The organism is Maribellus luteus (assembly GCF_003576475.1).
GTDB lineage: Bacteria > Bacteroidota > Bacteroidia > Bacteroidales > Prolixibacteraceae > Draconibacterium > Draconibacterium luteum.
In genome coordinates this window covers 39362-61795 of record NZ_QWGR01000018.1, presented here as the reverse complement: position 1 = coordinate 61795, position 22434 = coordinate 39362, and the positions used below count along the sequence as shown (strand labels likewise).

Sequence of the window (22434 nt, the reverse complement as noted above, 5' to 3'; positions counted from 1 at the left end):
AATGAAAAGAATAGTATTTATACTACTGATTGCCTTGATGGTGGCTTGTGAAAAGTACGACGAACCGACAACCTATAGTTTTACGGTAAAAGTATTTTATCCTGAAAACGTTGAAAGCGGAGGCCCTGTTGCCAATACCGATATATTGGTTCGAAACACGCAAACAGGCCGTGAATTTACGTCGACCACCGATCCCAATGGCATTGCCACTTTTGATGTGCGAGGAGGAAGTTATGATCTGGTGATCTCGTTCCAGGAAAAACACCAAATAGAGCTGGATGGCTACCCAAGTATGAAAATGCTTTTGTTCAGCGGGAGCCTCACCGGGCAACAGATTATGGAGAACGGAATTCAGTTAAAAATAAACACCGAATACGTGATTGAATCAGAAGGCTTTGTAATAAAAGAACTCTATTCATCGGGTAGCAGAACTCCGGAAGGAGCTGTTTACAGCGCCGATAAGTTTGTTGAAATTTATAACAATAGTGACAAAGTGCTCTACTCTGACGGATTGTGTTTCGGGGCTGTTCGTTATACCAGAACGTACGAGCCTACTCCCTGGGTAGATGCAAACGGCAATCTTATGCCCCGTATTCCCCTGTGGAGTTTCATCCCCATTGTTCCCGGATCAGGACAGGAACATCCGGTTCAGCCCGGAGAGTCTTTTATCATTGCTTTATCGGGACTGAATCACCGCGACGATCCAAACGGAAACTCAAACTCGGTGGACCTTTCGGGTGCTGCGTGGGAAATGTATGTAGAAAACGGCAAATACGCAGATGCTCCATCGGTCCCCAATCTGCTAATGCAAAGAATCACGGCAGGCACCACCATGCTGATGGATACACGGGGAATGATCTGCATTCTGTTCAGACTGCCTTCTGATGAATATGAAAATATTTTTACAAATCCTGACAACTTTATGACAGAGCCGGGAGGATCAATGAACTGCTTCATGGTTCCATACGGCTGGATCATTGACGGTATTGAAAACCCACAATTAAATGAAACTGTTTACAAGCGCCTACCCAACAGCATTGATGTGGGTTATATTCAAACCAGAGGAGGATACGAAGGGGTATCTATCAGACGAAAAGTAAAAGAAGTGATCAACGGGCGAACCGTGTATCAGGATACCAACAACTCAAGCAACGATTTTCTCACCAACCAGGTGCCAACACCGGGAGTGATCGCACAACAATAATGAAAGAACACCGCAAAATACCGCTCTTTTTTCTGGCTCTGGTGATGAGTTTTCAGACTTTGGCACAGAAGCAGGATTCGTTGCGAAATTCTTTGTCATCAGAAAAAATACTGCTTTTGAATACGCTTTGGTCGGAGTCGGGCAATGCGGCCGGTTTGCAATCTTTCGACATACAGTACCGCTTAGGCACAGCACGTCTTTTGTATCAGCACGAAAACGGCGATTATCATCGCTTTCAGGAAGGGGAAAAACAAAACCAGTATGGATTTCAGACCTACGGTTACCAGAAACTCAACAACTGGAAATTTTACGGGGCGTTTTCGTATTACAGCCAGGAAGAGAAAAAAGTAAAATGGGTAGATGTACTGAATCCTTATGACGACAACCCCTATACTTTGGGAGATGGAACCGGAGGTACCTATCGCAAAGAATTTTTTGACATGCAGGTGCGCGGTGCCTTAAAGTTAAGTTCGCTGATCGATCTGGGCTTTGATGTAAAGTACCAAACAGGAGTTGGAGCCCGCAGAAAAGATCCAAGGCCAACCAACAAAGCAACCGAGTTCGACTTTAAACCGGGGATCGTTTTCAGGCCCGGAAAGTTCATGGCGGGTTTAAACCTTCATCTTCAAACTGCCAAAGAAGACATTTCACTGAAAACGCTCAGCGATTCTACCTATAATTTCTATCATTTCAGAGGAATGGGTGTGTACTCCGCCACCACCGAAATGGACGACCGAAGCAACCAATCCACTCTTTTGGGGGCAGGCCTTCAATTGGGATGGAAAGGAGATCGCTTATCAAACCTCACTGAAATCTCTTTCTTTCAAAAAGAAACCGACATAAAACGCGGCAAACTTTCTCCCATTCAACTGGTGTTGCTCGAGAAATTCCAAACCGAAGCAGCATCCACTTTTATCCTGCGCAACACTAGCGGAAGTATTCATAAACTCAAATTATATTTTACTGATAAACATATTTACGGACACGAGCCCGTAATGGAACCCAAAGCCACGCAGGAAAAATTTCACTGGGAAACCATTGCCAAATACGTTCTGTACTGGCACCGGGAAGATAATTTCGGATTTGATTATTCGTGGTACACGTTTCAAGACAGGGATCACATAAACTGGGGAGTGAAAGCCGGTGCCATGATCACAGGCTCGGAAACCTCCTATTACTTTGTTCCCGAGAAAAACAAACAGAAGCTTAACCAGTATAAAATCAATGCGGCTGTTGAGAAAGAGATTAGCACAAGCGTGGCCGATATTATTCTTTCAGCCAACGGAGCCTACCGAAAAGGATTTAACAGTCGGTTGAACCTGGTTAGCGACCCGGCTTTGCTGGAAACAACGCATACTGAAATGGTACATCACGATTTCGACTATTGGAACAAAGGAATGACGGAGCTGGGTGGAAAAATACAGCTGGCAAGAAGAGTAAAAATGTACGAACACAGAGTACAGCTCTATACAGGTATCGATTATACAAAACGCTTCTCGCAAATGACTGGCGATCCCGAGAAGAACAGTACAAGCATACAAGTAGGAATCAACTTTTAACGAAACATGGCTTCATACGCGATAGAATGCAATAATCTCACCCACTATTACGGGAAAAAAATGGTTTATGAGAACCTGAATTTCCGGGTAGAAGACGGAAGCATACTGGGGCTACTGGGGAAAAACGGAGCGGGCAAAACCACCACCATCAATATTTTGAATGGTTTTTTACAGCCCCGCAGCGGAGAGTGTCTCATCTATGGCGAGAATTCGCAGCACCTTTCGCCATCGAACAAAGCGCGCATCGGGTTTCTGATCGAAGGCCATATTCAGTACACTTTTATGAACATTCACCAGATCGAAAAATTCTATTCCCGTGTGTACCGGCGATGGAATCCGGAGCCGTACTGGGAGTTGATGTCGAAGTTACAAGTTACTCCGCGGCAAAAAATCTCCACCATGTCGTGCGGCCAACGATCGCAGGTGGCGCTCGGTCTGATTTTGGCGCAAGACCCCGATCTGCTGATTCTCGATGACTTCTCGATGGGACTCGATCCCGGTTACCGGCGGCTGTTTATCGATTACCTGCGCGAATATGCCAAAGCCCAAAAGAAAACCATTTTCACCACTTCGCATATTATTCAGGACATGGAGCGCCTGATCGACGATGTGCTGATTATGGATTACAACTGCGTGCTGGCACAACAAAACGTAAACGAGTTTATGCGCTCCTTCAAACAGTTTTACCTCGAAGTGGAAGATCCGTCCATCGACCTGAAAAAAGAAGATTTTGTGGTAAACGTCGAAAAAGTACACAACAAGGTGGAGATTTACACCTACGAATCAGAAGCGTTTGTGAAGAAGTTCCTGGAGAAAAACGGCATTCAACACCGTGCCTTTCAACAGGTGGCAATGGGACTCGAAGACGCCTTTATTGGTTTAACCGGCAAGTATTAGGAATATGTGGAAAGCAATGATATACAAAGAGTGGCTAAAAATCAGGTGGTTTACCCTCCTTTATACCCTGCTGGGCATGTTGGCGGTGGGCTATCTTTTTTTGAAAGTGCAACACGACACCACTTTTAACCAGGCCAATAATTACTGGAATCTTATTCTTTTTAAAGGACTTAAATTTTTCAGCCTACTAAAATTTATCCCCCTGGCAGGTGGTTTATTGGTAGCCGTTGCCCAGTACTTCCCCGAAACAGTGAACAAGCGCATAAAGCTTACATTTCATCTGCCGTTTAACGAGAACAAAGTTCTGCTAAGCATGATGGTTTTTGGCTCGTGTTGCCTGCTGGTGGTGTACCTCATTTTAATAGCACTCTTTTCAGGAATTGCCGCGTTTTATTTCCCTTCCAACATTATTCTTCCGGCACTGGTTTCGCTTATTCCCTGGTTTCTGGCGGGTTTTTCCGCCTACTACCTGGTGGCGCTGATCGTTCTGGAACCGGTTTGGAAATACCGTTTTCTGTACTTGCTGGTGGCTGCCACATTTATTCCTTTGTTTTTTAAGAACGGCCCCACAGCAGCCTACCAGCCGGTCAACATTACGCTGGCTGTTCTTACGATCTTATTAAGCATCTCATTGTTGTTCTCGGGTTACCGGTTTAGAAAAGGAGAAATGTAAAATGGTAAAACTTAGCCGATACATATTAGTACTTATTGCCATAACCGGCTTGGCAATTGTCCTTCCGAAACTTTACTGGATGGCCTTTGCCCAACCCGTAAAAAGTCCCTTTGTCCAGTACAGTGCAGTTGACAATGATTTCTTGATCCTTCGCAACGAAGAGAAAACGGTTTTTACCAACACAAAAGGAGAAACATTTACACGCGAAGAGTACGAAGCCCGGCTTCCATTTGTGTATACACGACAGCTACTAATGAACCGGACTTTGCCCGATTCGATAAACGGCGTGGAGATGGACCCGCACCAGATTAGTAAATACCGTTCCATTTTCAGGTTAAAGCCGGAAGACATTCGCGCTCCCCAGCCCTCGCTGTTTCCCTTGTTTGAGTCGCAATCGGGCCGTGTAAATCTTGAAATGCCCGAAGATTTTTTCAGGATCACCTGGCGAATGGAGTTTATCGATGCCGAGACCAACCAAATTAACGAAGAGAAAAGCCGCATGTTTTCAGCCGTTTTGTACAAACGCGGCTTTCAGTTTCCGGCCACCTCCATCAGCGGGATTCCCACCACCTTGAAATCGTGCGACGAAGGTTACCTGGTGATCGATTCGGCCAATCAGCTCTTTCATATAAAAATGGTGGAAGGAAAACCTTTTGTCCGCAGGGTTGATTTACCCGAAGGACTGAAGTTCAAAACCATTCAGTGTACCGACAACAGCGACAAACTTTATTATGCCTACCTTTTTTCGGAAGATAAGCACCTGTACATGCTAACACAGTACGATTATCTGCTGGAACATTTCCCGGTGGATGACATCGACCCCGAAAAGCACGAAATACGTATATACGGCGATCTGCTGAATTTCAATGTCAGTGTTTTGGGCGAAGGCTTTGTCCGCTCGCATATTTTCGACCGCGACCTGAATCCGGTGGATGAATATTCAGAAATCTGGCCGGTTCAAAGTCAACGAAAAGAAGGAAAAATAGCCGCTGCTCTGTTTCCCGTTCAACTAAGTATGACCAATCCCAACTCCGGATTCATCAACTTTTATTTTCAACCAAGTCCTGCTTTTTATTGGCTTGCGGTAAGCCTTCTGCTTGCCATTGTTCAGTTTATTCTTATCCGGAAAAGAAAACAAAAATTAAGAAGTCAGCTGCCCGATCTGCTGATTATCTGCTTAACAGGAATCTTTGGCTTTTTAGCCGTGAATTTCTTCCCCAATAAATTTTTCAGCTAGAAGGAAAAAGCAAAAAATAGTGGCAGCCATTCGATACCCGGATGGCTGTTTTTTTTATACCTTCACAAAAAATTTTCCCATGGACTACAAAAAAGTAAGCATCGAAATAACCCCCTTTCAGGAATGGCTTCGCGAAGTGTTGACAGCACAGCTTGCCGACATTGGGTTTGATAGTTTTGTTGATTCAGAAATGGGATTCGACGCATATATTCCGGCCACTGCATACAACAAAGGAGAATTGAACGGGGTGTTGAATGAGTTCTCGGAAGACTTTTGTTTTGATGTAAAATCAGAACTCATTGAGGACCAGAACTGGAACGAAGAATGGGAGAAAAATTATTTTAAACCACTGGTGATTGCCAACGAATGCGTGGTCAGGGCTCCTTTTCATACCGATTACCCAAAGCTGAAATACGAGATTGTGATTGAGCCCAACATGGCTTTCGGAACCGGCAACCACGAAACTACCTCGCTGGTGCTGGAGTCGATACTTCAGAACGATATGTCAGGAAAATCGGTGCTTGACATGGGTTGCGGAACAGGAATACTCGGCATTATGGCCTCGATGAAAGGTGCGGATAAAATCACGGCCATCGACATCGACAAGTGGTCGTACGAAGGGAGCCAGGAAAATGCAAAACTCAACAACATCCAAAACCTCGATGTAAAGCTGGGCGACGCCAAATTGCTGAACGATGAGTCTTACGATGTGATTTTTGCCAATATCCAGCGCAATGTGTTACTCAACGACCTGCCCGCCTACAACCACGTTCTGAACGACGGCGGAATCCTGATCATGAGCGGTTTTTACAAAGAGGATATTCCGGCCATCAAAACAAAAGCAGAGAGTTTGGGCTTGAAAGATGCCGGGTTCAAAGAAAAAAACAACTGGGTGGCCTATTCATTTAAAAAGTAGGAGCCACTTCGTCTCTTGGAATTTGCCAAACTTCCAGGTCGCGTATTTCCTTCCCGTCAATTGTAAAACGCACGGCAGTGCACACTTTGTGAAAGCCTTTGTATCCGGCAGCCCCGGGGTTTATGTGCAGAAAATTATATTTCTGATCGTAAATCACTTTCAGAATGTGTGAGTGCCCGCTGATAAACAGATCGGGTGAGTTGGTAAAAATATCCGGTTTTACATAGCGTTCGTACCGCCCGGGGTAACCACCAATGTGTGTCATCCAAACATCCACCTGTTCGCATTTAAAACGCTGGTGCATGGGGTGAACAATCCGCACATCCTGCCCGTCGATGTTGCCGTAAACTGCTTTTAAGGGTTTAAAGGCTGCCAGCCGGTCGGCAGTTTGAATGTTGCCGATATCGCCTGCGTGCCAAATCTCGTCCACCTTTTCAAAAAAAGTAAAAATCCGCTCGTGAATAAATCCGTGTGTGTCTGATAAAAGTCCAATGCGCCTCATCTCTGTATTTTCTATTGCAATAAATTAAGTTAAATTTGCTTCAACCAAAATCAAATAACCAAAAATAATAAGCATGATTTCAATAGTAGCCAAATTTACGGTAAAGCAGGGAAAAGAAACAAGTTTCTTACAATTGATTAATGAACTCGGAGAAGCATCGAGAGCCGAAGCAGGGTGCATCGAATACATTTTGCATAAAGATCTCAAAAGCAATTCTGTTTTCTGTTTGATTGAGAAATGGAAAGACCAGGCAGCCGTTGATTTTCATAATAACACACCCCATTTTACAGGTATTGTTCCCCAAATAGTTGAACTCGCGCAGGCTGAAATTGACGTTTACGAAACAATTTAAGCGCCGCGAACAAACTGTCGGAATGTTTTTTACGTAAACTTTCAGTCTAAATACATGCGGTATGAAAAGAGTAATTATTGTTCGCCACGGAAAAGCCGTTCCTTACGGATACGATGATGATTTTAGCCGCGACCTTCAGGATCGGGGAAAAAGCGATGCTGCGCTGGTAAGCTCCGAATTAAACCAGCGCAAGGTTGCACCCGACCTTATGGTATCGAGCCCGGCGAAAAGAGCCCTTAAAACCGCACGTATTTTTGCCGATAACTTAGGCTTTAGCCAAAATAAGATTCAGGAAGTAGAAGATATTTACGACGGACTTACAACCGGTGAGTTCGTCGACCTTATCCGGGAATTGCCCGAAGAAGCAGAAACGGTTTTCTTTTTCGGGCATAATCCGGGGTTTTATTATTATGTAGCCAACCTGTTGCAGTCGTTTCACGGCGACATGCCCACCACCTCCACCGTTGGGATCGATTTCGATGTGGATTCGTGGAAAGATGTAAAAGCGCGCAGTGGTTCGCTGGCTTTTCATTTGGTGCCGCGGATGTTAAAATAATGCCTTTGAAAGTAGTGAGTATTTAAGCGGTATTAACGTCTTATCCCCAAACACCGTAAACTCCCTTTTAACTATCACCTGTAAATATTATGCGCTAAGCGGCTAAATCCGTTAAGCGCTGACAAGGCACGGCAATACGGGCATACTCAATCAATCACGCCCAAAGGACGTGATTTACCAGTAAAAACACAATTATTGTTCTTTCTCGCATTGATTTGACTTATACCTTAACTCCGCAGCGGAATTTAACGTCTCGCAGATAACGCAGATCTACGCAGAAAATAATTCCATCCAGATGGGTGAGATAAAATTTGCGATAATCAGCGCAATCAGCGTGAAATAAAAAGTACTTGCGAAATGACGATAATACTCGAAAGCGAAATGCAGTGCTTCCCTGACCACGCTCAGAGAACGTGAATTTATCAACGTCTTATCCCCAAACACCGTAAACTCCCTTTTAACTATCACCTGTAAATATTATGCGCTAAGCGGCTAAATCCGTTAAGCGCTGACAAGGCACGGCAATACAGCTTCACAGCAAAACTAAAACTCAATTAACGGAATACATCCAACGTTAAATCTGCTTTTTTACACTGACATCTGATCGTTCTTAATATCCAAACTATCAAAATATTGCCACCTCCTCCTTCGGCAATCGATGTTAACTTTTTCCACTTCATCAAACCGAAATCCATTTAGAACGTTGATGAATGTGAAAACAGTTACAAACAATTAATTCTACAACATGGATGCATTTATGGCTGCCCGTATGCAAATGGGGGTTTCGCTCGGATTTCATATCATTTTTGCCTGTATTGGTATGGTGATGCCCTGGTTTATGTTTGTGGCCGAATGGAAATGGCTGCGAACCAACAACCCGGTTTATCTCGATCTGGCCAAGGCCTGGTCGAAAGGAGTGGCAATTTTCTTTGCCGTTGGTGCCGTTTCGGGTACCGTTTTATCGTTTGAACTGGGCATGCTTTGGCCCGGTTTTATGGAACACGCCGGCCCCATTTTCGGGATGCCTTTTTCGTGGGAAGGAACCGCCTTTTTTGTGGAAGCCATTGCGCTTGGTTTGTTCCTTTACGGATGGAAACGACTGAATAAATGGGTGCACCTGTACACGGGGCTCATCGTAGGAATTGCCGGGGTACTTTCGGGAATTTTTGTAGTGGCCGCCAATGGTTGGATGAATGCTCCTTCGGGCTTCGACTGGATAGATGGAAAAGCCTATAATATCGACCCGGTAAAAGCAATGTTTAACAAAGCCTGGTTCTCGCAGGCGCATCACATGACCATTGCAGCCTTCTCGGCCACAGGCTTTGCCGTAGCGGGTGTACATGCCATTCTTTATTTAAAAAACAAACTGGAGATTCACGCAAAAGCGATTACCATTGCATTGACTTTTGCTTCGGCAGCTGCGATTCTGCAACCCATAAGTGGCGACCTGGCAGCAAAAAATGTGGCCAAACTGCAACCCGCAAAGCTGGCTGCTTTTGAGTCTCACTTTGAAACCCAGGAACGTGCGCCGCTTATTATTGGCGGAATACCCGATGTGGAAAATGAAACCGTAAAATACGCCATCAAACTTCCGGGATTCCTGAGTTTTCTGGCACATGGCGATTTCAATGCCGAGGTAAAAGGTTTGGACCAGTTCCCAAAAGATGAATGGCCACCCATTCCGATCACGCATTATTCGTTTCAGATTATGGTGGGGATCGGTATGTTTCTGATGCTGATTGCGGCAATTTTCCTGGCCGCTACCTTCAAATACAAACACTGGCTGGAAAAGAAATGGTGGCTGAGAATGTTGTTTATTGCCACGCCGCTCGGTTTTATTGCGGTAGAAGCCGGCTGGATTGTTACCGAAGTGGGCCGTCAACCCTGGATTATTTACGGCATTATGAAAACAAAGGACTCGCTCACTCCCATGCCGGGAATTCAATACACTTTTTACACCATATCGGCGGTTTACCTCATCCTGAGCTTTGTGGTTATCTGGCTCTTAAGCAGGCAAATCAAAGTTTTACAAGCTAAATATCTGTCCAATGGTTGAAATAAATTTCCTGATAATGGTTATCAGCCTCTTCTTGTACGTGCTGCTCGGAGGGGCCGATTTTGGAGGTGGAATCCTTGAATTATTTACCCGCGGAAAAGCGGCCAAGATTGTTACCAAAGCCATTGCGCCGGTTTGGGAGGCCAACCATATGTGGCTGATCCTGGTGGTGGTGATCCTTTTTGTTGGCTTTCCAACGGTTTACTCCACGGTTCTGACCGCCTTGCATATTCCGGTCTTGATGGTGCTGCTGGGCATCATCATGCGCGGATCGGCTTTTACCTTCAGGCATTACGACATTGATGAGAAGCGCCCGATGAAGATCTATTCAGCTATCTTTCAGTATTCCAGTCTTGTTACCACCTTCTTTTTAGGTGTTACGCTGGGCGGAATTATTCTGGGCGAAATCACGCTCGACTACCGCGAAGGCTTTTTCGAGGTGTACATTCATCCCTGGCTGAATCTCTTTTCGATGAGCATGGGCTTGTTCCTGGTTTTGCTGTTCGCATTTCTGGCTGGCATTTTTACGGTTAGCGAGATAAAAAACGAAGAATACGTGCAGTATTTTGCCAAAGTTACCAAACGCCTGCTGTTGGGACTGGTACTCACCGGAGCCTTGGTTTTTCTCACCGCCGAACTCGAAGGGCACCCTTTGCTGATGGAATTTATCCAGTCGCCGGTAAGTATTGCAGCCATTGTGCTGGCAACACTCGCCCTGCCCTTTTTGTGGAAATACCTGAATAACCCGAACCGTTTAATGCTTCGGCTGATCGGAGGTTTTCAAACCACTATGATCGTAATTGGCTGGTTTGCCATACAGTTCCCGATTATTGTAAACATCAAAGACGCGCCGGATATCACCCTGCAAAATGCCGGGGCACCGTACAAAGTCCAGCTGTATTTGCTGATCGCACTCGTGGTGGGGGTTATAATTATCCTTCCGTCGGTTGCCTACCTTTACAAGGTTTTCAAATTCGAAGAAAAGTCGGTCAGAGAAAATGAATAAACCACTGCCCAATGGAAAGGTGAGCACTAAAGCATGATTTGATTACTTTTGTGTAAATCAGAAATCGAAACAAAATGCAGCTTTTTTACATCCCGGAAATTACAGGAAATACAGTCGCGCTCGATGCCGATGAATCGAAACATGCGGTAAAAGTACTGCGCTTATCCGGTGGCGACCAAATACAGATTGTGGACGGGAAGGGTGGTTTTTACCAGGCCGAAATACTCGATGCCCACCCCAAAAGCTGCAGCATCTCGATTCTGGAAACCCATAAAGAATTTGAAAAGCGCGACTTTAGCCTGCACCTGGCCATTGCCCCGACCAAAAACATCGACCGTTTTGAATGGTGTTTGGAGAAATGCACCGAAATTGGTGTTGATACGATTACGCCCTTGCTTTCGTCGCATTCAGAACGAAAAATCATCAAACCCGAGCGGTTGGAAAAGATCCTTGTTTCGGCGATGAAACAATCGGTTAAAGCATACCTTCCGAAGCTCAACGAACTCACCCGTTTTGAAGATTTGATCAATGCTGGTTTTCAGGGAGAAAAGTACATTGCACACTGTAACGACGGCGAAAAACCACATTTAAAGAAGCTGGTTTCAAAAGGAAAAAATGTTTTGCTACTGATTGGCCCCGAGGGTGATTTCAGCCCAGAAGAAGTAGAGCAGGCCAAAGCTGCGGGTTTTACGGAGATTTCGCTTGGGAAAGCCCGGCTGCGCACCGAAACCGCCGGCGTGGTGGCCTGCCACATTGTAAACCTGGCCAACGAATAAAGCCGCAAGCCTGAACATTGAACGAAAGAATTTCGTTTCAGAAAGATTAAAACAGAAAATACCATGAAGACAACAAGAATGATGGCTGCTTTTATTCTACTTATTTTTGTTCAGGCAACGGCATCCGCACAATCGAACCACCTAAAATGGCTCGATCTGGAGCTAACAAATTATGACTACCCGTATCCGGTTGAATACCTTCGGTTAAATGTGCAATTGCAAAACCTGAAAATGGCTTACATGGATGTTAAGCCCGACAATTACAACGGAAAAAACATCGTACTTCTTCATGGAAAAAATTTCAACGGAGCTTACTGGAAAACCACGATCGAAGCTCTGACAAAAGAAGGTTTCCGGGTGATTGTGCCCGATCAGGTCGGCTTTGGAAAGTCGTCGAAACCCGAACATTTTCATTATACATTTCAGCAACTGGCAATCAATACAAAAATGCTCCTGGATTATCTTCAGGTTACAAAAACTGCCGTTTTGGGGCACTCCATGGGCGGAATGCTGGCCACCCGTTTTGCGTTGATGTTTCCGGAAACAACCGAGAAACTGATCCTTGAAAATCCGATCGGACTGGAAGACTGGAAACTGGTTGCCCCTTACAAACCGGTGGAATGGTGGTACGAAAACGAGCTTAAAAAAAGCTATCAGCAAATAAAAGATTACCAGCTGGCAAGTTATTACGATGGAAAATGGAGCCCTGATTACGATGAATGGGTAAACCTTTTGGCCGGATGGACATTAAATTCGGATTACCCGCGTATCGCCTGGAATGCAGCACTAACCTACGATATGATTTTCACCCAACCGGTATTATATGAATTTCCGCAGGTGCAGGTGCCTACCCTGCTGATTATCGGAACCCGTGACCGGACGGCCCTGGGAAAAGGACTGGTTTCGGAAGAAGTCAGGGAAAAAATGGGATTGTATGAAGAACTTGGCAAAAAAACACAGGCAGCCATCCCCCACTCTGAATTGGTAGAGATTCCGAATATCGGTCATCTTCCGCACATTGAAAGCTTTGATCAATTCATTACTCCGTTAACGAAATTCCTGAAACAATAGCCCCATAAATCCTCTTTCGATCCGAATTCTGCCGCCTCTTTTTGGGGCAATGTTAGCAGTATGTAACTAAAGCTGAAATACCCGTTGTTTTGACAGTTAAATTTTTATTCCCCTTTATATTGGATAGCTTTGCCCAAAATTTTGGAGATGGATTGTACGATTGTTCAAAAGGAGATTGAGGAGATTAAGCCAAGCAACATTCTCTCTCAAACACCTTTCTGGGGAAGATTAAAGGATAAGCAAGGCTTTCAACCCAAAGGATTTGAAATTTCAGTGTCAAAAGATACGCTTTTCAGCCATGGCGATGTGCAGGGAAATGAAAGTGATGATCTTTTGGTGCTTATCAAGTACATCGATGCCACCCATTGTTTTGCCTATGTTCCGTACGGTCCGGAACTGGAGCCGGAGTTTGAAAACCAGGGTGTTTTCCTGGAACAACTGTCGGAAACCATCAAACCTTACCTTCCGCGCAACTGTATTTTCATCCGCTACGACCTTGCCTGGCAAAACCAGTGGTCGGCCGATGACGATTATTTTGATGCCCATGGAAACTGGACCGGGCCACCCGATGAGCAGGTTCAGGAGTTCAGGGTTAATTATAAAACCATTAACTGGAGACTGAAAAAAAGCCCGAGCGACATTCTCCCCAAGAATACTTTTTTTCTGGATCTCACCCAGCAGGAAGATACCCTTTTGTCGAACATGCGCTACAACACCCGCTACAACGTAAAACGGGCGCTGAACCAGGGTATCAGGGTTCAGGAATACGGCATTGAACACATCAGCGAGTGGTACAGGTTGTATTACGATACAGCGGTTCGGCACAACCTGCCTTTGCAAAACGAACAGTATTTTCTGAGCATCCTAAAAAAACAGGATAACAACAAAAAAGGGGTGAAAGTAAAAATGCTAATGGCCGACTGGGAAGGAGAATTCATGGCTTCAATGTTTTTGGCATTGTCGCACAAGCGCGGCACCTATCTTTACGGAGCTTCAGCCACCAATAAACAAAATATCATGGCCAGTTATGCCTTGCAATGGGAATCCATAAAAATGGCAAAAAACTGGGGCTGTTCCGAGTACGATATGTTTGGTTCGGCTCCCAACATCAACCAAAGCCATCCTTTGCACGGGATTCATATTTACAAGAAAGGTTTCGGCGGCAATTTGTATCACCGCATGGGGTGTTGGGATTATCCTTATTCGCAAAAACACTACGATTTATTCATCGTTCAGGAACTCTGCAACTGATGGGTTGAAGAATTAGAGCCACCAACCCCATCTCCTTTAAAAAGTGAAGGAATAGTTTTGGGTTTCAGATTCGTGTTGTATTTTTCGGAAAAATTAAGATATGCGGTTTCAATTGATAATGTGGATGATTTTGGGGGCGATGGCTGTCAATGCACAAAACAGTGCCGTAAAAATAGCCTTGCTGAAATACAACGGGGGTGGCGACTGGTATTCTGACCCCACTGCGCTTCCGAACCTGATCGAATACTGCAACCGCACGATAAATACCAACATCCAGACCGAACCGTCTACCATTGAAGTAGGCAGTCCCGAAATTTTTAATTTCCCGTTTGTTAGTTTAACCGGTCACGGCAATATTATTTTTTCGGAAAGCGATGCCATGAACCTGCGCCACTACCTCGAAGGCGGCGGCTTTTTATATGCGGACGATAATTACGGAATGGATGAATATTTTCGCCGGGAAATGAAAAAAGTTTTCCCCGAAAAAGAGTTGGTTGAATTACCACCTTCGCACCCGGTTTTTCACCAGAAGTTTGATTTTCCCAACGGAATTCCGAAAATCCATGAACACGACGGAAAACCTGCGCAGGCCTTTGGAATTTTTATTGAAGACCGCCTCGTTTGTTTGTATACTTACGAATGTGATCTGGGCGATGGCTGGGAAGACGAAGCCGTACACAACGACCCACCCGAGCTCCGTGAGAAAGCACTTCAAATGGGTGCCAACATCATTTCATTTGTGTTTAATCAGTAACAGAAGAAATGCGTGAATGCTGAAATGCATAAATGCAAGAATACTGAAAAACAACCGCGATTCAGCACAAACTGAATAAGCTAAAACCTACAGCTATTTTATGACCAATTAGCTTACATATTGAGATAAATAATTATAAAGCATTAACGCATTCAAGCATTTTAGCATTAATTATGAAGATAGTAGCCATAAACGGAAGTCCCCGCAGAAACGGAAACACTGCACTTTTGATCCATGAAATGTTCAAAATTTTTGAAGCAGAAGGTTTCCAAACCGAACTGGTACAACTGGGGAACAAACCCGTGCACGGCTGCACCGCTTGTGCCAAATGCAAGGAAGAGCAGGACGGACGGTGCCACATCAAAAACGATCACCTGAACTTGTGCATCGAGAAAATGCTGGAAGCAGATGGGATCATCATCGGATCGCCGGTGTATTTTGCCGATGTTACCACGGAAATTAAAGCCCTGATTGACGTAGCCGGATATGCAACCCGTGCCGGCGGCCATCTTCTGAAAAGAAAAGTTGGGGCCGGAGTTATTGCAGTGCGTCGCGGCGGAGCGCTCCACGCCTTTGAAACAATCAACAACTTTTTTCTGATCAACCAAATGATCGTTCCGGGATCGAGTTACTGGAACTTTGCCATCGGGCGCAATCCGGGAGATGTGCTAAACGATGACGAAGGGATGCAAACCATCCGCACTCTGGCCGACAACATGGTCTGGCTCCTTAATCAACTAAAAAAGTAGCCCTTATTTAGTTACAATCACCAAAAACTTCGAAGCGTTCCAGAAAATATTTTGGTTGTCGATAAACAAAGTATCGGCTGTTTTTTCACCCGAAATATGAAACGATCCGGCCGGATGAACCGTGATCACCTCTGCTTTTTTGGTATTTAACGGGATATAGGCAAAGTCGCGAATATCAACCGCGGTAAACACTTCTTTATTGAAATCTTCTTTTACCACCGATGTACGGCCAATTCCCATGAAACCGCCACTCCGGTCAACTACCCCACTTTCCTCCAGTTCTTTGCGGCTGCCAATTACAAAAAAGGCCTTGTTGAGCTCCTGTACCTGTCTGTCAATGGTATTCGATTTCTCCTGGCTTTCGGTTTCCATCACCGCAATCTTCTCGTTCAGCTGAATTACATCACGGCTCAGGTTCTGAACGTCGGTATTCAAACGCGCAATTTCTGCATCCTTTTCGTCTACCTGTTTTTGCAAACTGCTTACCAGCCGTTCAAGCTCGGCAATGGTCGAATTCAGCTTTCCAACTTTGTAGTTCGCGTTGTTCAGCTTTTTTTGCAAGGCAGCCAACTGCTCCTTGTTCTTTTGCAACATCTCATTCAGCAGTGCCACATCATCCAGTATCGCCTGTTTCTGGGTGTAACTCATCTCACGTTGTCCGCTCGATTTTACGGTCACCAGCTTTTCCATTGTTTTAATGGAATCGAGCGTAGCCATTATCTCGTTAAAATCTTCGAGATAGCCTGTTACCGCGGAATCCTTTAACTCGGCCTCCCGGGCAATGCTGTCTCTTTCCTGGGTAAGTTTTGATACATCCTTTTTATAATTCTGGCACGAAACTGCTACCGTTAACAAGATCGCTGCAATAAATAACCTGTTCATCTCTTTCTGATTTTTATTACGCTATATTAACGAATTTCGCGCTCATAATGATACGTTACCTGGCAGAAGTTTTGAAATGAAAGCAAAACGTGAAAACGGAATGCTGACAACACTGATTTTGGAAGATAATCACTGATAAAACAGCGAAAAACAGTAGTATCTGAGTTATCGGTTTTCTATTTGCTTTAAATTATTTCTTCTGTTTTTCGAACAGCCCCGCCGAAATAATACAACTGTATTTTGTCGCTGATTTTGGCAGATAAAAAAGGCCATCCGTCAATTGACGGACAGCCTTGCTATAATATACTATATAGTCTAATTGAGTCTTACTTATTTTGCTCGAATTTCAGCGTTTCGGTAGTAAGGTCGCAAACCTCGGTTGGTCCAAAATACTGGATCGGGCCCGGGTAAACAAAGTCGGTATTGTAAGCCCACTCCCCTCTTTTCGATACAAAGTATTTGAACGGAGCTCCTTCCAGTTCAACCAATGCTTTTTGAATCACCGGTTTCATATGGCCGTGACGTTTCTCCATGTTCATCATCATGGTTACAGGCACACCACCGGCAATCCACTTATCAGCCGGAGCAGTGGTGTTTCTTACCGATGACATATAACCGGTTTTTCCGGCAGCCACTAAAACAGAAGCTGTGTAACCCAAAGAATAGCAGTAGTCGGCATCGAAATTCGACGGAGCAGCACAACGTCCTTCGTAACCGAAGAAGTGGTATTGTGTACCGAATTTACCAACGTATTCTCCGTTTGCTTTCATTTCATCCAAACGGGTGCTAACCATTTCGCCCAGTAACTTTTCAGTTTCAATCAATGAAACCTGAACGTTTCCGTGCGGGTCACGATCAAGCGTTAACTGGGTAGCAATACCATCGGGCAATGAACGGAATACGCTCGAAGAAATTTCGGTCAGGTGCGTAGCAACCCACTCGTTACGGTGGCTTTTACGCAACATTTTGAATTCCTTTTCTGAATCAGTGCCTTCAGCCAGCAGGTCGTTCAATTCCGAAATCAACACTTTCATTTCAGGAATAAATTCAACCAAACCTTCAGGAATTAGTGCTACACCAAAATTATCGCCGTTGTCGGCACGTTTGGCAACCACCTTTGCCATGTAGTCAACCACTTCGCCCAAAGTCAGTTTCTTGTCGGCAATTTCTTCTGAAATAAGCGTGATGTTGGGTTGTGTTTTTAACGCACACTCCAAACCGATATGCGAAGCTGAACGCCCCATCAGTTTAATAAAGTGCCAGTATTTTTTAGCAGAATTGGCATCACGCTGGATGTTACCGATCAGCTCAGAATAAACTTTTGTAGCGGTATCGAAACCAAACGAAGTTTCAATCATTTCGTTTTTCAGGTCACCGTCAATGGTTTTCGGACAACCGATTACCTGCACACCAGCATTGATTCTAGCATAGTATTCAGCCAACACACAGGCATTGGTGTTCGAATCGTCGCCACCAATAATAACCAGCGCATTCAGGTTCAGGTCTTTGGCAATTTCCAGACCTTTGTCGAACTGGGCTTCGTCTTCCAGTTTTGTACGGCCCGAACCAATGATGTCAAAACCACCGGTGTTGCGGTATTCATCCACAATCTCGGCAGTCAGCTCAACATATTTATGATCTACCAATCCGCCTGGACCACCTAAAAATCCAAAAAGTTTGCTGTCGGGATGAATGTTTTTGATGCCGTCAAAAATTCCGGAAATCACATTGTGTCCACCCGGAGCCTGACCACCCGAAAGAATTACACCCACATTAACAGGAGCACTTTCAGCAGCCTTTCCACCTTCTTCAAACGTAAGGATCGGCATGCCGTAGGTGTTCGGGAACAAGGCTGCAATCTCCTTCTGATCGGCAACCGATTCGGTTTTTGCACCTTCCACCACTTTAACAGCTCCTTTTAACGATTTCGGGAGTTTTGGCTGGTATTTGGCCCTTTCTTTTTGTAATGCGCTAATATTCATTTTAATATGTATTAATTGATTTTTCGAAAAGCGTCCCAAAAATACGGGGAATTTGGCAGGATGGCTCCTCTTAACAAGTTTAAAGTAAACGATTTAAAGTAAAGTTAAAAGGGGACCAAAATTCAGGAAAAAGAAAAACGCTAGGAGCTGAGAGCCACGATCTTTCGCCATCGTTTGCAATTTGCCGGCTATGCTCCAAACTTCAGACAAAGCGCTCTATTCGGTATAAACAAAAATTCACCGGCTGAACAGCTATCAACCGGTGAATTTCATATAGTGTTCAAGCCAAAAATCAGATTGAATTGGCTTTAATAAAGTCGATGATTTCCTGTTGGTAACCAAAGGCCATTCCTACCACCGTGTCGGCGGCACCGTAATAAACAGCTACTTTTTCTCCGTCGCTAAGGGCAGCACACGGGAAAACTACATTCGGCACATCACCGGCCAGTTCGTACGATTCTGCAGGAGCCAGCAAATACGGTTGTGTGCGGTACAGCACTTTCGAAGGATCTTCCAAATCGAGCAGAGCAGCACCCATCGAATAGCGGAAACCATTGCAGGTATTGATTACACCGTGATAAAATTCCAGCCAGCCGTCTTTTGTTTTGATCGGCACCGAACCGGCTCCGATTTTGGTACACTGCCAGGCACTTAGTTCAAAAGGAGTAACTTTCATAACACAGCGGTGTTCGCCCCAGTATTTCATATCCGGGCTGTAACTGATCCAGATGTCGCCAAACGGCGTGTGTCCGTTGTCGCTGGGGCGGCTTAGCATGGCATATTTTCCATTGATCTTTTCAGGGAAAAGCACTCCGTTCCGGTTAAAAGGAAGAAAAGCATTTTCGCACTGATGAAAAGTCTTAAAATCGAAAGTATAGGCAATCCCGATGGTTGGGCCGTGATAGCCGTTGCACCAGGTAACCCAGTAGCGGTCCTCGATCCAGGTTACGCGCGGATCGTATTTATAAGCCGATTCAATCATTTCAGTATTTCCTGCTATCATTTCGATGGGCTCGTGATTGATCTCCCAGTTAATACCGTCTTTGCTAAACCCGGCAAAAATATTCATCTGAACCGCTTTGTTGTCGCAACGGAAAACACCGGCAAAACCATCTTCAAACGGAACTACCGCACTGTTAAAAATACTGTTCGAAGTAGGAATGTGGTAACGACCGATCACCGGATTTTGTGAGTAGCGCCACATTACATCGGGACACCCCTGCGGGCGCTCTTCAAAAGGAATTTGAATCTTACTCATAATCATTGATTTTTATGTTGTTTCTTTTTTGAATCGTCATACGTGAAGGGGATAAAATAAGTTATCAGGAATGCCGGGATTGTGGCAATGAGCACATAGATAAAGAAGTCGCGGTATCCAAGTAAATCACTAAAATAACCACTTGCCATTCCCGGAAGCATTACTCCCAGGTTCATAATCCCGGAAGCAAAGGCATAATGCGACATCTGGTGTTTTCCGGGAGCAATCTGTTGCATCATAAACAATATTAAGCCCACAAAACCAAATCCATAGCCAAAATATTCCAGGGTGATGCAACTTCCGATTAAATAAAGATTAGTGGGCTGTGTAACTGCCAGAAATGTGTAAGCCATAAAAGGAAGGTTAAACACACAACACAGGGTAAAAAGAGTTCTCTTCAGCCCGAACCGGGAAACATAAATGCCAGCCAGTAAAGAACCAAGCACAAAGGCACCAGAACCAAAAACACCATTCAGCGTCCCAATCTCGGTTAGCGTCAGTCCAAGTCCGCCCACGTCTCTTGAGGCCCGTAAAAACAAAGGTGCAATCTTCATGATAAAGCCTTCGCCCAAGCGGTACAAAATAATAAAGCCGATATAGTAGAGAATGTGTTTTTTGGTAAAGAAATTGGCAATTACAGCAACAAGTTCCCGCCTCACTTCACGCGATGTTTTTTTTGCGGTTGACGGAACCTGCGTGGACGGCAAAACCCGTATGTGATACATTCCTATCAAAACCATTACTGCACCAATAACGCCGAAAATAATCATCCAGGCCGACAAATAAGCTTCCTTGTTCACACTTAAAGAAGCTCCCTCGATGGCTCCAAAATGCTCGGCCAATGCCCCGGCCAATGCCACCAAACCTCCGTTGGCTACCAGTTTGGCCACATTGTAAAAAGCGCCTTGCACTCCTATGTATTTTGCCTGTGTTTCTTTATCGAGTTCGGCCATGTAAACGCCGTCGCAGGCAATGTCGTGGGTGGCTCCACTAAAGGCAATCACCGCCATGGTAGAAATGCTGATCGCAAAAAAGTAGTCGAAAAACAGGGAAAAAGCTACGATTCCAAATAAAACGCCGCTTGTTAACTGCGTTATTACTACAAAGAACTTTTTGGTCCGGTACATTTCAAGAAAAGGGCTCCACAAGAACTTCAGTGTCCAGGGCATCATAATAAGAGAGGTCCAAAATGCAATTTGTGTATCCGAGACTCCCAGATCCTTGAACATAAATACGGAGACCAGATTAATGGCAATAAAAGGAAGGCCCATCGCAAAATAAGCAGTTGGGACCCAAAATGCCGGCTTTACCTGTTTCTTTCTTTCTTTCAGCATGTAATTGATTTTAATTCATCCGGTTGATTGATTCTTCTTAAATAACGAGGATTCGAAATTACATTATAATTTAGTTATTTTTAGAGATCCAACGAAAGATTTTAAATTTCTTTAAAAAGTTTTTAAATTCAATGAGGAAAAGCAATATTTTTACCCGCATAATTTAAGCTGTACATCATGAAACAATCCTTTCTTTTGATTTTAACCCTTGCCGTTTTGCAAATCTTTTCAGGCTGTAATCCGGCACCGAAACCCAAAACAGAAGCCCAGGCAGCCAACACCTCCAAAGATTACATGGTGGTAGCGTACGTGGCAGGCTACCGCAACTTTGATTTCTCGACCATTGATGTATCGGGAATTACGCACATCAATTATGCCTTTGGAAACATTCGCGATGGAGAAGCCATTTTTGACACCACAAAAATTGACGGGAAAAACCTGACTCCCGCTGACATTGTAAAGCTAAACTCGCTGAAATCAAAAAATCCCGAACTGAAAGTTTTGGTTTCTATCGGAGGCTGGTCATGGTCGGGTGGTTTTTCTGATGCGGCACTAAGCGAAGCATCGCGTGCCCGCTTTGCCCAAAGTTGTGCAAAGTTTGTAAAAGATTATCAACTCGATGGCATCGATCTCGACTGGGAATACCCCAACCAAACCGGAGCCGGAAATATCCACCGTCCGGAAGACGTTCAGAACTTCACGCTAATGCTGAAGGTTGTTCGGGAAGAACTGGACAAAATGGCCAGCGAAGAAGGCAAGGGCAAACATTATCTGCTTAGTATTGCAACGGGAGCCGATCAGGCTTATGTAGACAACACCGAACTGGGAAAATTGGGCGAATACCTCGATTTTCTGAATATTATGAATTACGATTTTTACAATGGATTGCATACCGTTAACGGGCACCACAGCAACCTTTATCCTTCGGCCCAACCGGAGCTGGACATGAACAGCGTGGTGAATGCGGTGGACATGCATACCAAAGCAGGTTTCCCGGTTGAAAAAATCAACCTGGGCATTCCTTTTTATGGCCGCATCTGGAAAGGTGTGAAAGCAAATAGTGACAAAATCCTGTTTAACAAGGCAGAAACCGTTGGTATGGGAATTGACTACGTTAATTTTTACCAAAACATAGATGCAAACGGCTATACCCGCTACTGGGACGATACAGCCAAAGCACCTTACCTCTGGAATGCGGAAGAAAAGACTTTTATCTCGTACGAAGACGAGCAGTCGATTGCGCTGAAAGTTGATTATCTGAAAAAACGCGGGCTGGCCGGTGTGATGTTTTGGGAATACAGTGCCGACCACGAGCAGCAACTGCTAAACGCCGTACTTTCCAATTTAGAAAAGTAGTTGTAACACTCTCATAAATGCAAAAAAGGATCCAATCTCGTTAAAAAGATTGGATCCTTTTTT

At 44.6% G+C, this 22434-nt stretch carries 21 protein-coding genes; 16 read left to right on the top strand and 5 right to left on the bottom strand.

The window, feature by feature from the left end:
* The first annotated feature begins 1 nt into the window (after position 1).
* The 6 genes from D1614_RS20885 to prmA all read left to right on the top strand — a co-directional run bounded on the left by D1614_RS20885 (position 2) and on the right by prmA (position 6486).
* On the top strand, positions 2-1204 hold the full coding sequence (locus tag D1614_RS20885) for a DUF4876 domain-containing protein (protein ID WP_119439936.1): 1203 nt from the start codon (positions 2-4) through the stop codon (positions 1202-1204).
* Entirely contained in the window at positions 1204-2763 is a 1560-nt protein-coding gene (locus D1614_RS20880; protein ID WP_119439935.1) for a DUF6850 family outer membrane beta-barrel protein, read from the top strand. Before D1614_RS20885 ends, D1614_RS20880 begins: the two co-directional genes overlap by 1 nt.
* Positions 2764-2769: 6 nt before the next feature.
* Positions 2770-3660: an ABC transporter ATP-binding protein gene (locus D1614_RS20875; protein ID WP_119439934.1), complete on the top strand. Its 891-nt coding sequence runs from the start codon at positions 2770-2772 to the stop codon at positions 3658-3660.
* A 16-nt stretch (positions 3661-3676) separates the two neighbouring features.
* Entirely contained in the window at positions 3677-4333 is a 657-nt protein-coding gene (locus D1614_RS20870; protein WP_206610098.1) for a hypothetical protein, read from the top strand.
* Position 4334: 1 nt separating this feature from the next.
* Positions 4335-5570: a DUF4857 domain-containing protein gene (locus D1614_RS20865; protein WP_119439932.1), complete on the top strand. Its 1236-nt coding sequence runs from the start codon at positions 4335-4337 to the stop codon at positions 5568-5570.
* A gap of 79 nt (positions 5571-5649) precedes the next feature.
* Positions 5650-6486 (top strand): 50S ribosomal protein L11 methyltransferase, encoded by an 837-nt coding sequence (gene prmA, locus D1614_RS20860; RefSeq protein ID WP_119439972.1) that lies wholly within the window; start codon positions 5650-5652, stop codon positions 6484-6486.
* On the opposite strand, the gene D1614_RS20855 is transcribed toward prmA, so the two are convergent.
* Positions 6476-6988: a metallophosphoesterase family protein gene (locus tag D1614_RS20855; protein WP_119439931.1), complete on the bottom strand. Its 513-nt coding sequence runs from the start codon at positions 6986-6988 to the stop codon at positions 6476-6478. The genes prmA and D1614_RS20855 overlap by 11 nt on opposite strands.
* Positions 6989-7061: 73 nt before the next feature.
* Here D1614_RS20855 and D1614_RS20850 point away from each other — a divergent pair, with 73 nt between their 5' ends.
* The 9 genes from D1614_RS20850 (at position 7062) to D1614_RS20810 (ending at position 15559) form a co-directional block, all read left to right on the top strand.
* On the top strand, positions 7062-7340 hold the full coding sequence (locus tag D1614_RS20850; protein WP_119439930.1) for a putative quinol monooxygenase: 279 nt from the start codon (positions 7062-7064) through the stop codon (positions 7338-7340).
* Between the two features lie 61 nt (positions 7341-7401).
* Positions 7402-7896 carry a SixA phosphatase family protein gene (locus D1614_RS20845; RefSeq protein WP_119439929.1) on the top strand — a complete coding sequence of 165 codons (495 nt, stop codon included), beginning with the start codon at positions 7402-7404 and terminating at the stop codon, positions 7894-7896.
* 745 nt (positions 7897-8641) lie between these two features.
* Positions 8642-9952, top strand: a complete 1311-nt coding sequence (locus D1614_RS20840) for a cytochrome ubiquinol oxidase subunit I (RefSeq protein WP_119439928.1) — start codon at positions 8642-8644, stop codon at positions 9950-9952.
* A complete protein-coding gene (locus D1614_RS20835; RefSeq protein ID WP_119439927.1) occupies positions 9945-10958 on the top strand; it encodes a cytochrome d ubiquinol oxidase subunit II in 1014 nt (337 codons plus the stop codon). Before D1614_RS20840 ends, D1614_RS20835 begins: the two co-directional genes overlap by 8 nt.
* Before the next feature lie 74 nt (positions 10959-11032).
* Entirely contained in the window at positions 11033-11734 is a 702-nt protein-coding gene (locus tag D1614_RS20830; RefSeq protein ID WP_119439926.1) for a 16S rRNA (uracil(1498)-N(3))-methyltransferase, read from the top strand.
* A gap of 63 nt (positions 11735-11797) precedes the next feature.
* On the top strand, positions 11798-12805 hold the full coding sequence (locus D1614_RS20825) for an alpha/beta fold hydrolase (RefSeq protein WP_119439925.1): 1008 nt from the start codon (positions 11798-11800) through the stop codon (positions 12803-12805).
* A gap of 147 nt (positions 12806-12952) precedes the next feature.
* Positions 12953-14056, top strand: a complete 1104-nt coding sequence (locus D1614_RS20820; RefSeq protein ID WP_119439971.1) for a lipid II:glycine glycyltransferase FemX — start codon at positions 12953-12955, stop codon at positions 14054-14056.
* 100 nt (positions 14057-14156) lie between these two features.
* Complete coding sequence (locus D1614_RS20815; protein WP_119439924.1) at positions 14157-14810, top strand: DUF4159 domain-containing protein; 654 nt, start codon at positions 14157-14159, stop codon at positions 14808-14810.
* A gap of 173 nt (positions 14811-14983) precedes the next feature.
* Positions 14984-15559 (top strand): flavodoxin family protein, encoded by a 576-nt coding sequence (locus D1614_RS20810; protein ID WP_119439923.1) that lies wholly within the window; start codon positions 14984-14986, stop codon positions 15557-15559.
* Between the two features lie 3 nt (positions 15560-15562).
* Here the strand turns inward: D1614_RS20810 and D1614_RS20805 are convergent, their stop codons facing one another.
* From D1614_RS20805 to D1614_RS20790, 4 genes are all read right to left on the bottom strand, one after another.
* The gene (locus tag D1614_RS20805; RefSeq protein WP_119439922.1) at positions 15563-16441 is read right to left on the bottom strand and encodes a Cbp1 family collagen-binding glycoprotein adhesin; all 879 of its coding nucleotides are present in this window, start codon (positions 16439-16441) and stop codon (positions 15563-15565) included.
* Between the two features lie 326 nt (positions 16442-16767).
* Positions 16768-18423, bottom strand: coding sequence for a diphosphate--fructose-6-phosphate 1-phosphotransferase (locus tag D1614_RS20800; RefSeq protein WP_119439921.1), 1656 nt, complete (start codon positions 18421-18423; stop codon positions 16768-16770).
* 292 nt (positions 18424-18715) lie between these two features.
* The gene (locus tag D1614_RS20795) at positions 18716-19681 is read right to left on the bottom strand and encodes a glycoside hydrolase family 130 protein (protein ID WP_194086718.1); all 966 of its coding nucleotides are present in this window, start codon (positions 19679-19681) and stop codon (positions 18716-18718) included.
* 2 nt (positions 19682-19683) lie between these two features.
* On the bottom strand, positions 19684-21015 hold the full coding sequence (locus D1614_RS20790; RefSeq protein WP_119439919.1) for an MFS transporter: 1332 nt from the start codon (positions 21013-21015) through the stop codon (positions 19684-19686).
* A 177-nt stretch (positions 21016-21192) separates the two neighbouring features.
* On the opposite strand from D1614_RS20790, the gene D1614_RS20785 reads away from it, so the two are divergent.
* The gene (locus D1614_RS20785; protein WP_119439918.1) at positions 21193-22371 is read left to right on the top strand and encodes a glycoside hydrolase family 18 protein; all 1179 of its coding nucleotides are present in this window, start codon (positions 21193-21195) and stop codon (positions 22369-22371) included.
* The last annotated feature ends 63 nt before the right edge of the window (positions 22372-22434 follow it).

Coding starts and splice junctions, on each gene's coding strand:
- D1614_RS20885 (WP_119439936.1), top strand. CDS start 2: ATGAAAAGAATAGTATTTATACTACTGATTGCCTTGATGGTGGCTTGT.
- D1614_RS20880 (WP_119439935.1), top strand. CDS start 1,204: ATGAAAGAACACCGCAAAATACCGCTCTTTTTTCTGGCTCTGGTGATG.
- D1614_RS20875 (WP_119439934.1), top strand. CDS start 2,770: ATGGCTTCATACGCGATAGAATGCAATAATCTCACCCACTATTACGGG.
- D1614_RS20870 (WP_206610098.1), top strand. CDS start 3,677: ATGATATACAAAGAGTGGCTAAAAATCAGGTGGTTTACCCTCCTTTAT.
- D1614_RS20865 (WP_119439932.1), top strand. CDS start 4,335: ATGGTAAAACTTAGCCGATACATATTAGTACTTATTGCCATAACCGGC.
- prmA (WP_119439972.1), top strand. CDS start 5,650: ATGGACTACAAAAAAGTAAGCATCGAAATAACCCCCTTTCAGGAATGG.
- D1614_RS20855 (WP_119439931.1), bottom strand. CDS start 6,988: ATGAGGCGCATTGGACTTTTATCAGACACACACGGATTTATTCACGAG.
- D1614_RS20850 (WP_119439930.1), top strand. CDS start 7,062: ATGATTTCAATAGTAGCCAAATTTACGGTAAAGCAGGGAAAAGAAACA.
- D1614_RS20845 (WP_119439929.1), top strand. CDS start 7,402: ATGAAAAGAGTAATTATTGTTCGCCACGGAAAAGCCGTTCCTTACGGA.
- D1614_RS20840 (WP_119439928.1), top strand. CDS start 8,642: ATGGATGCATTTATGGCTGCCCGTATGCAAATGGGGGTTTCGCTCGGA.
- D1614_RS20835 (WP_119439927.1), top strand. CDS start 9,945: ATGGTTGAAATAAATTTCCTGATAATGGTTATCAGCCTCTTCTTGTAC.
- D1614_RS20830 (WP_119439926.1), top strand. CDS start 11,033: ATGCAGCTTTTTTACATCCCGGAAATTACAGGAAATACAGTCGCGCTC.
- D1614_RS20825 (WP_119439925.1), top strand. CDS start 11,798: ATGAAGACAACAAGAATGATGGCTGCTTTTATTCTACTTATTTTTGTT.
- D1614_RS20820 (WP_119439971.1), top strand. CDS start 12,953: ATGGATTGTACGATTGTTCAAAAGGAGATTGAGGAGATTAAGCCAAGC.
- D1614_RS20815 (WP_119439924.1), top strand. CDS start 14,157: ATGCGGTTTCAATTGATAATGTGGATGATTTTGGGGGCGATGGCTGTC.
- D1614_RS20810 (WP_119439923.1), top strand. CDS start 14,984: ATGAAGATAGTAGCCATAAACGGAAGTCCCCGCAGAAACGGAAACACT.
- D1614_RS20805 (WP_119439922.1), bottom strand. CDS start 16,441: ATGAACAGGTTATTTATTGCAGCGATCTTGTTAACGGTAGCAGTTTCG.
- D1614_RS20800 (WP_119439921.1), bottom strand. CDS start 18,423: ATGAATATTAGCGCATTACAAAAAGAAAGGGCCAAATACCAGCCAAAA.
- D1614_RS20795 (WP_194086718.1), bottom strand. CDS start 19,681: ATGAGTAAGATTCAAATTCCTTTTGAAGAGCGCCCGCAGGGGTGTCCC.
- D1614_RS20790 (WP_119439919.1), bottom strand. CDS start 21,015: ATGCTGAAAGAAAGAAAGAAACAGGTAAAGCCGGCATTTTGGGTCCCA.
- D1614_RS20785 (WP_119439918.1), top strand. CDS start 21,193: ATGAAACAATCCTTTCTTTTGATTTTAACCCTTGCCGTTTTGCAAATC.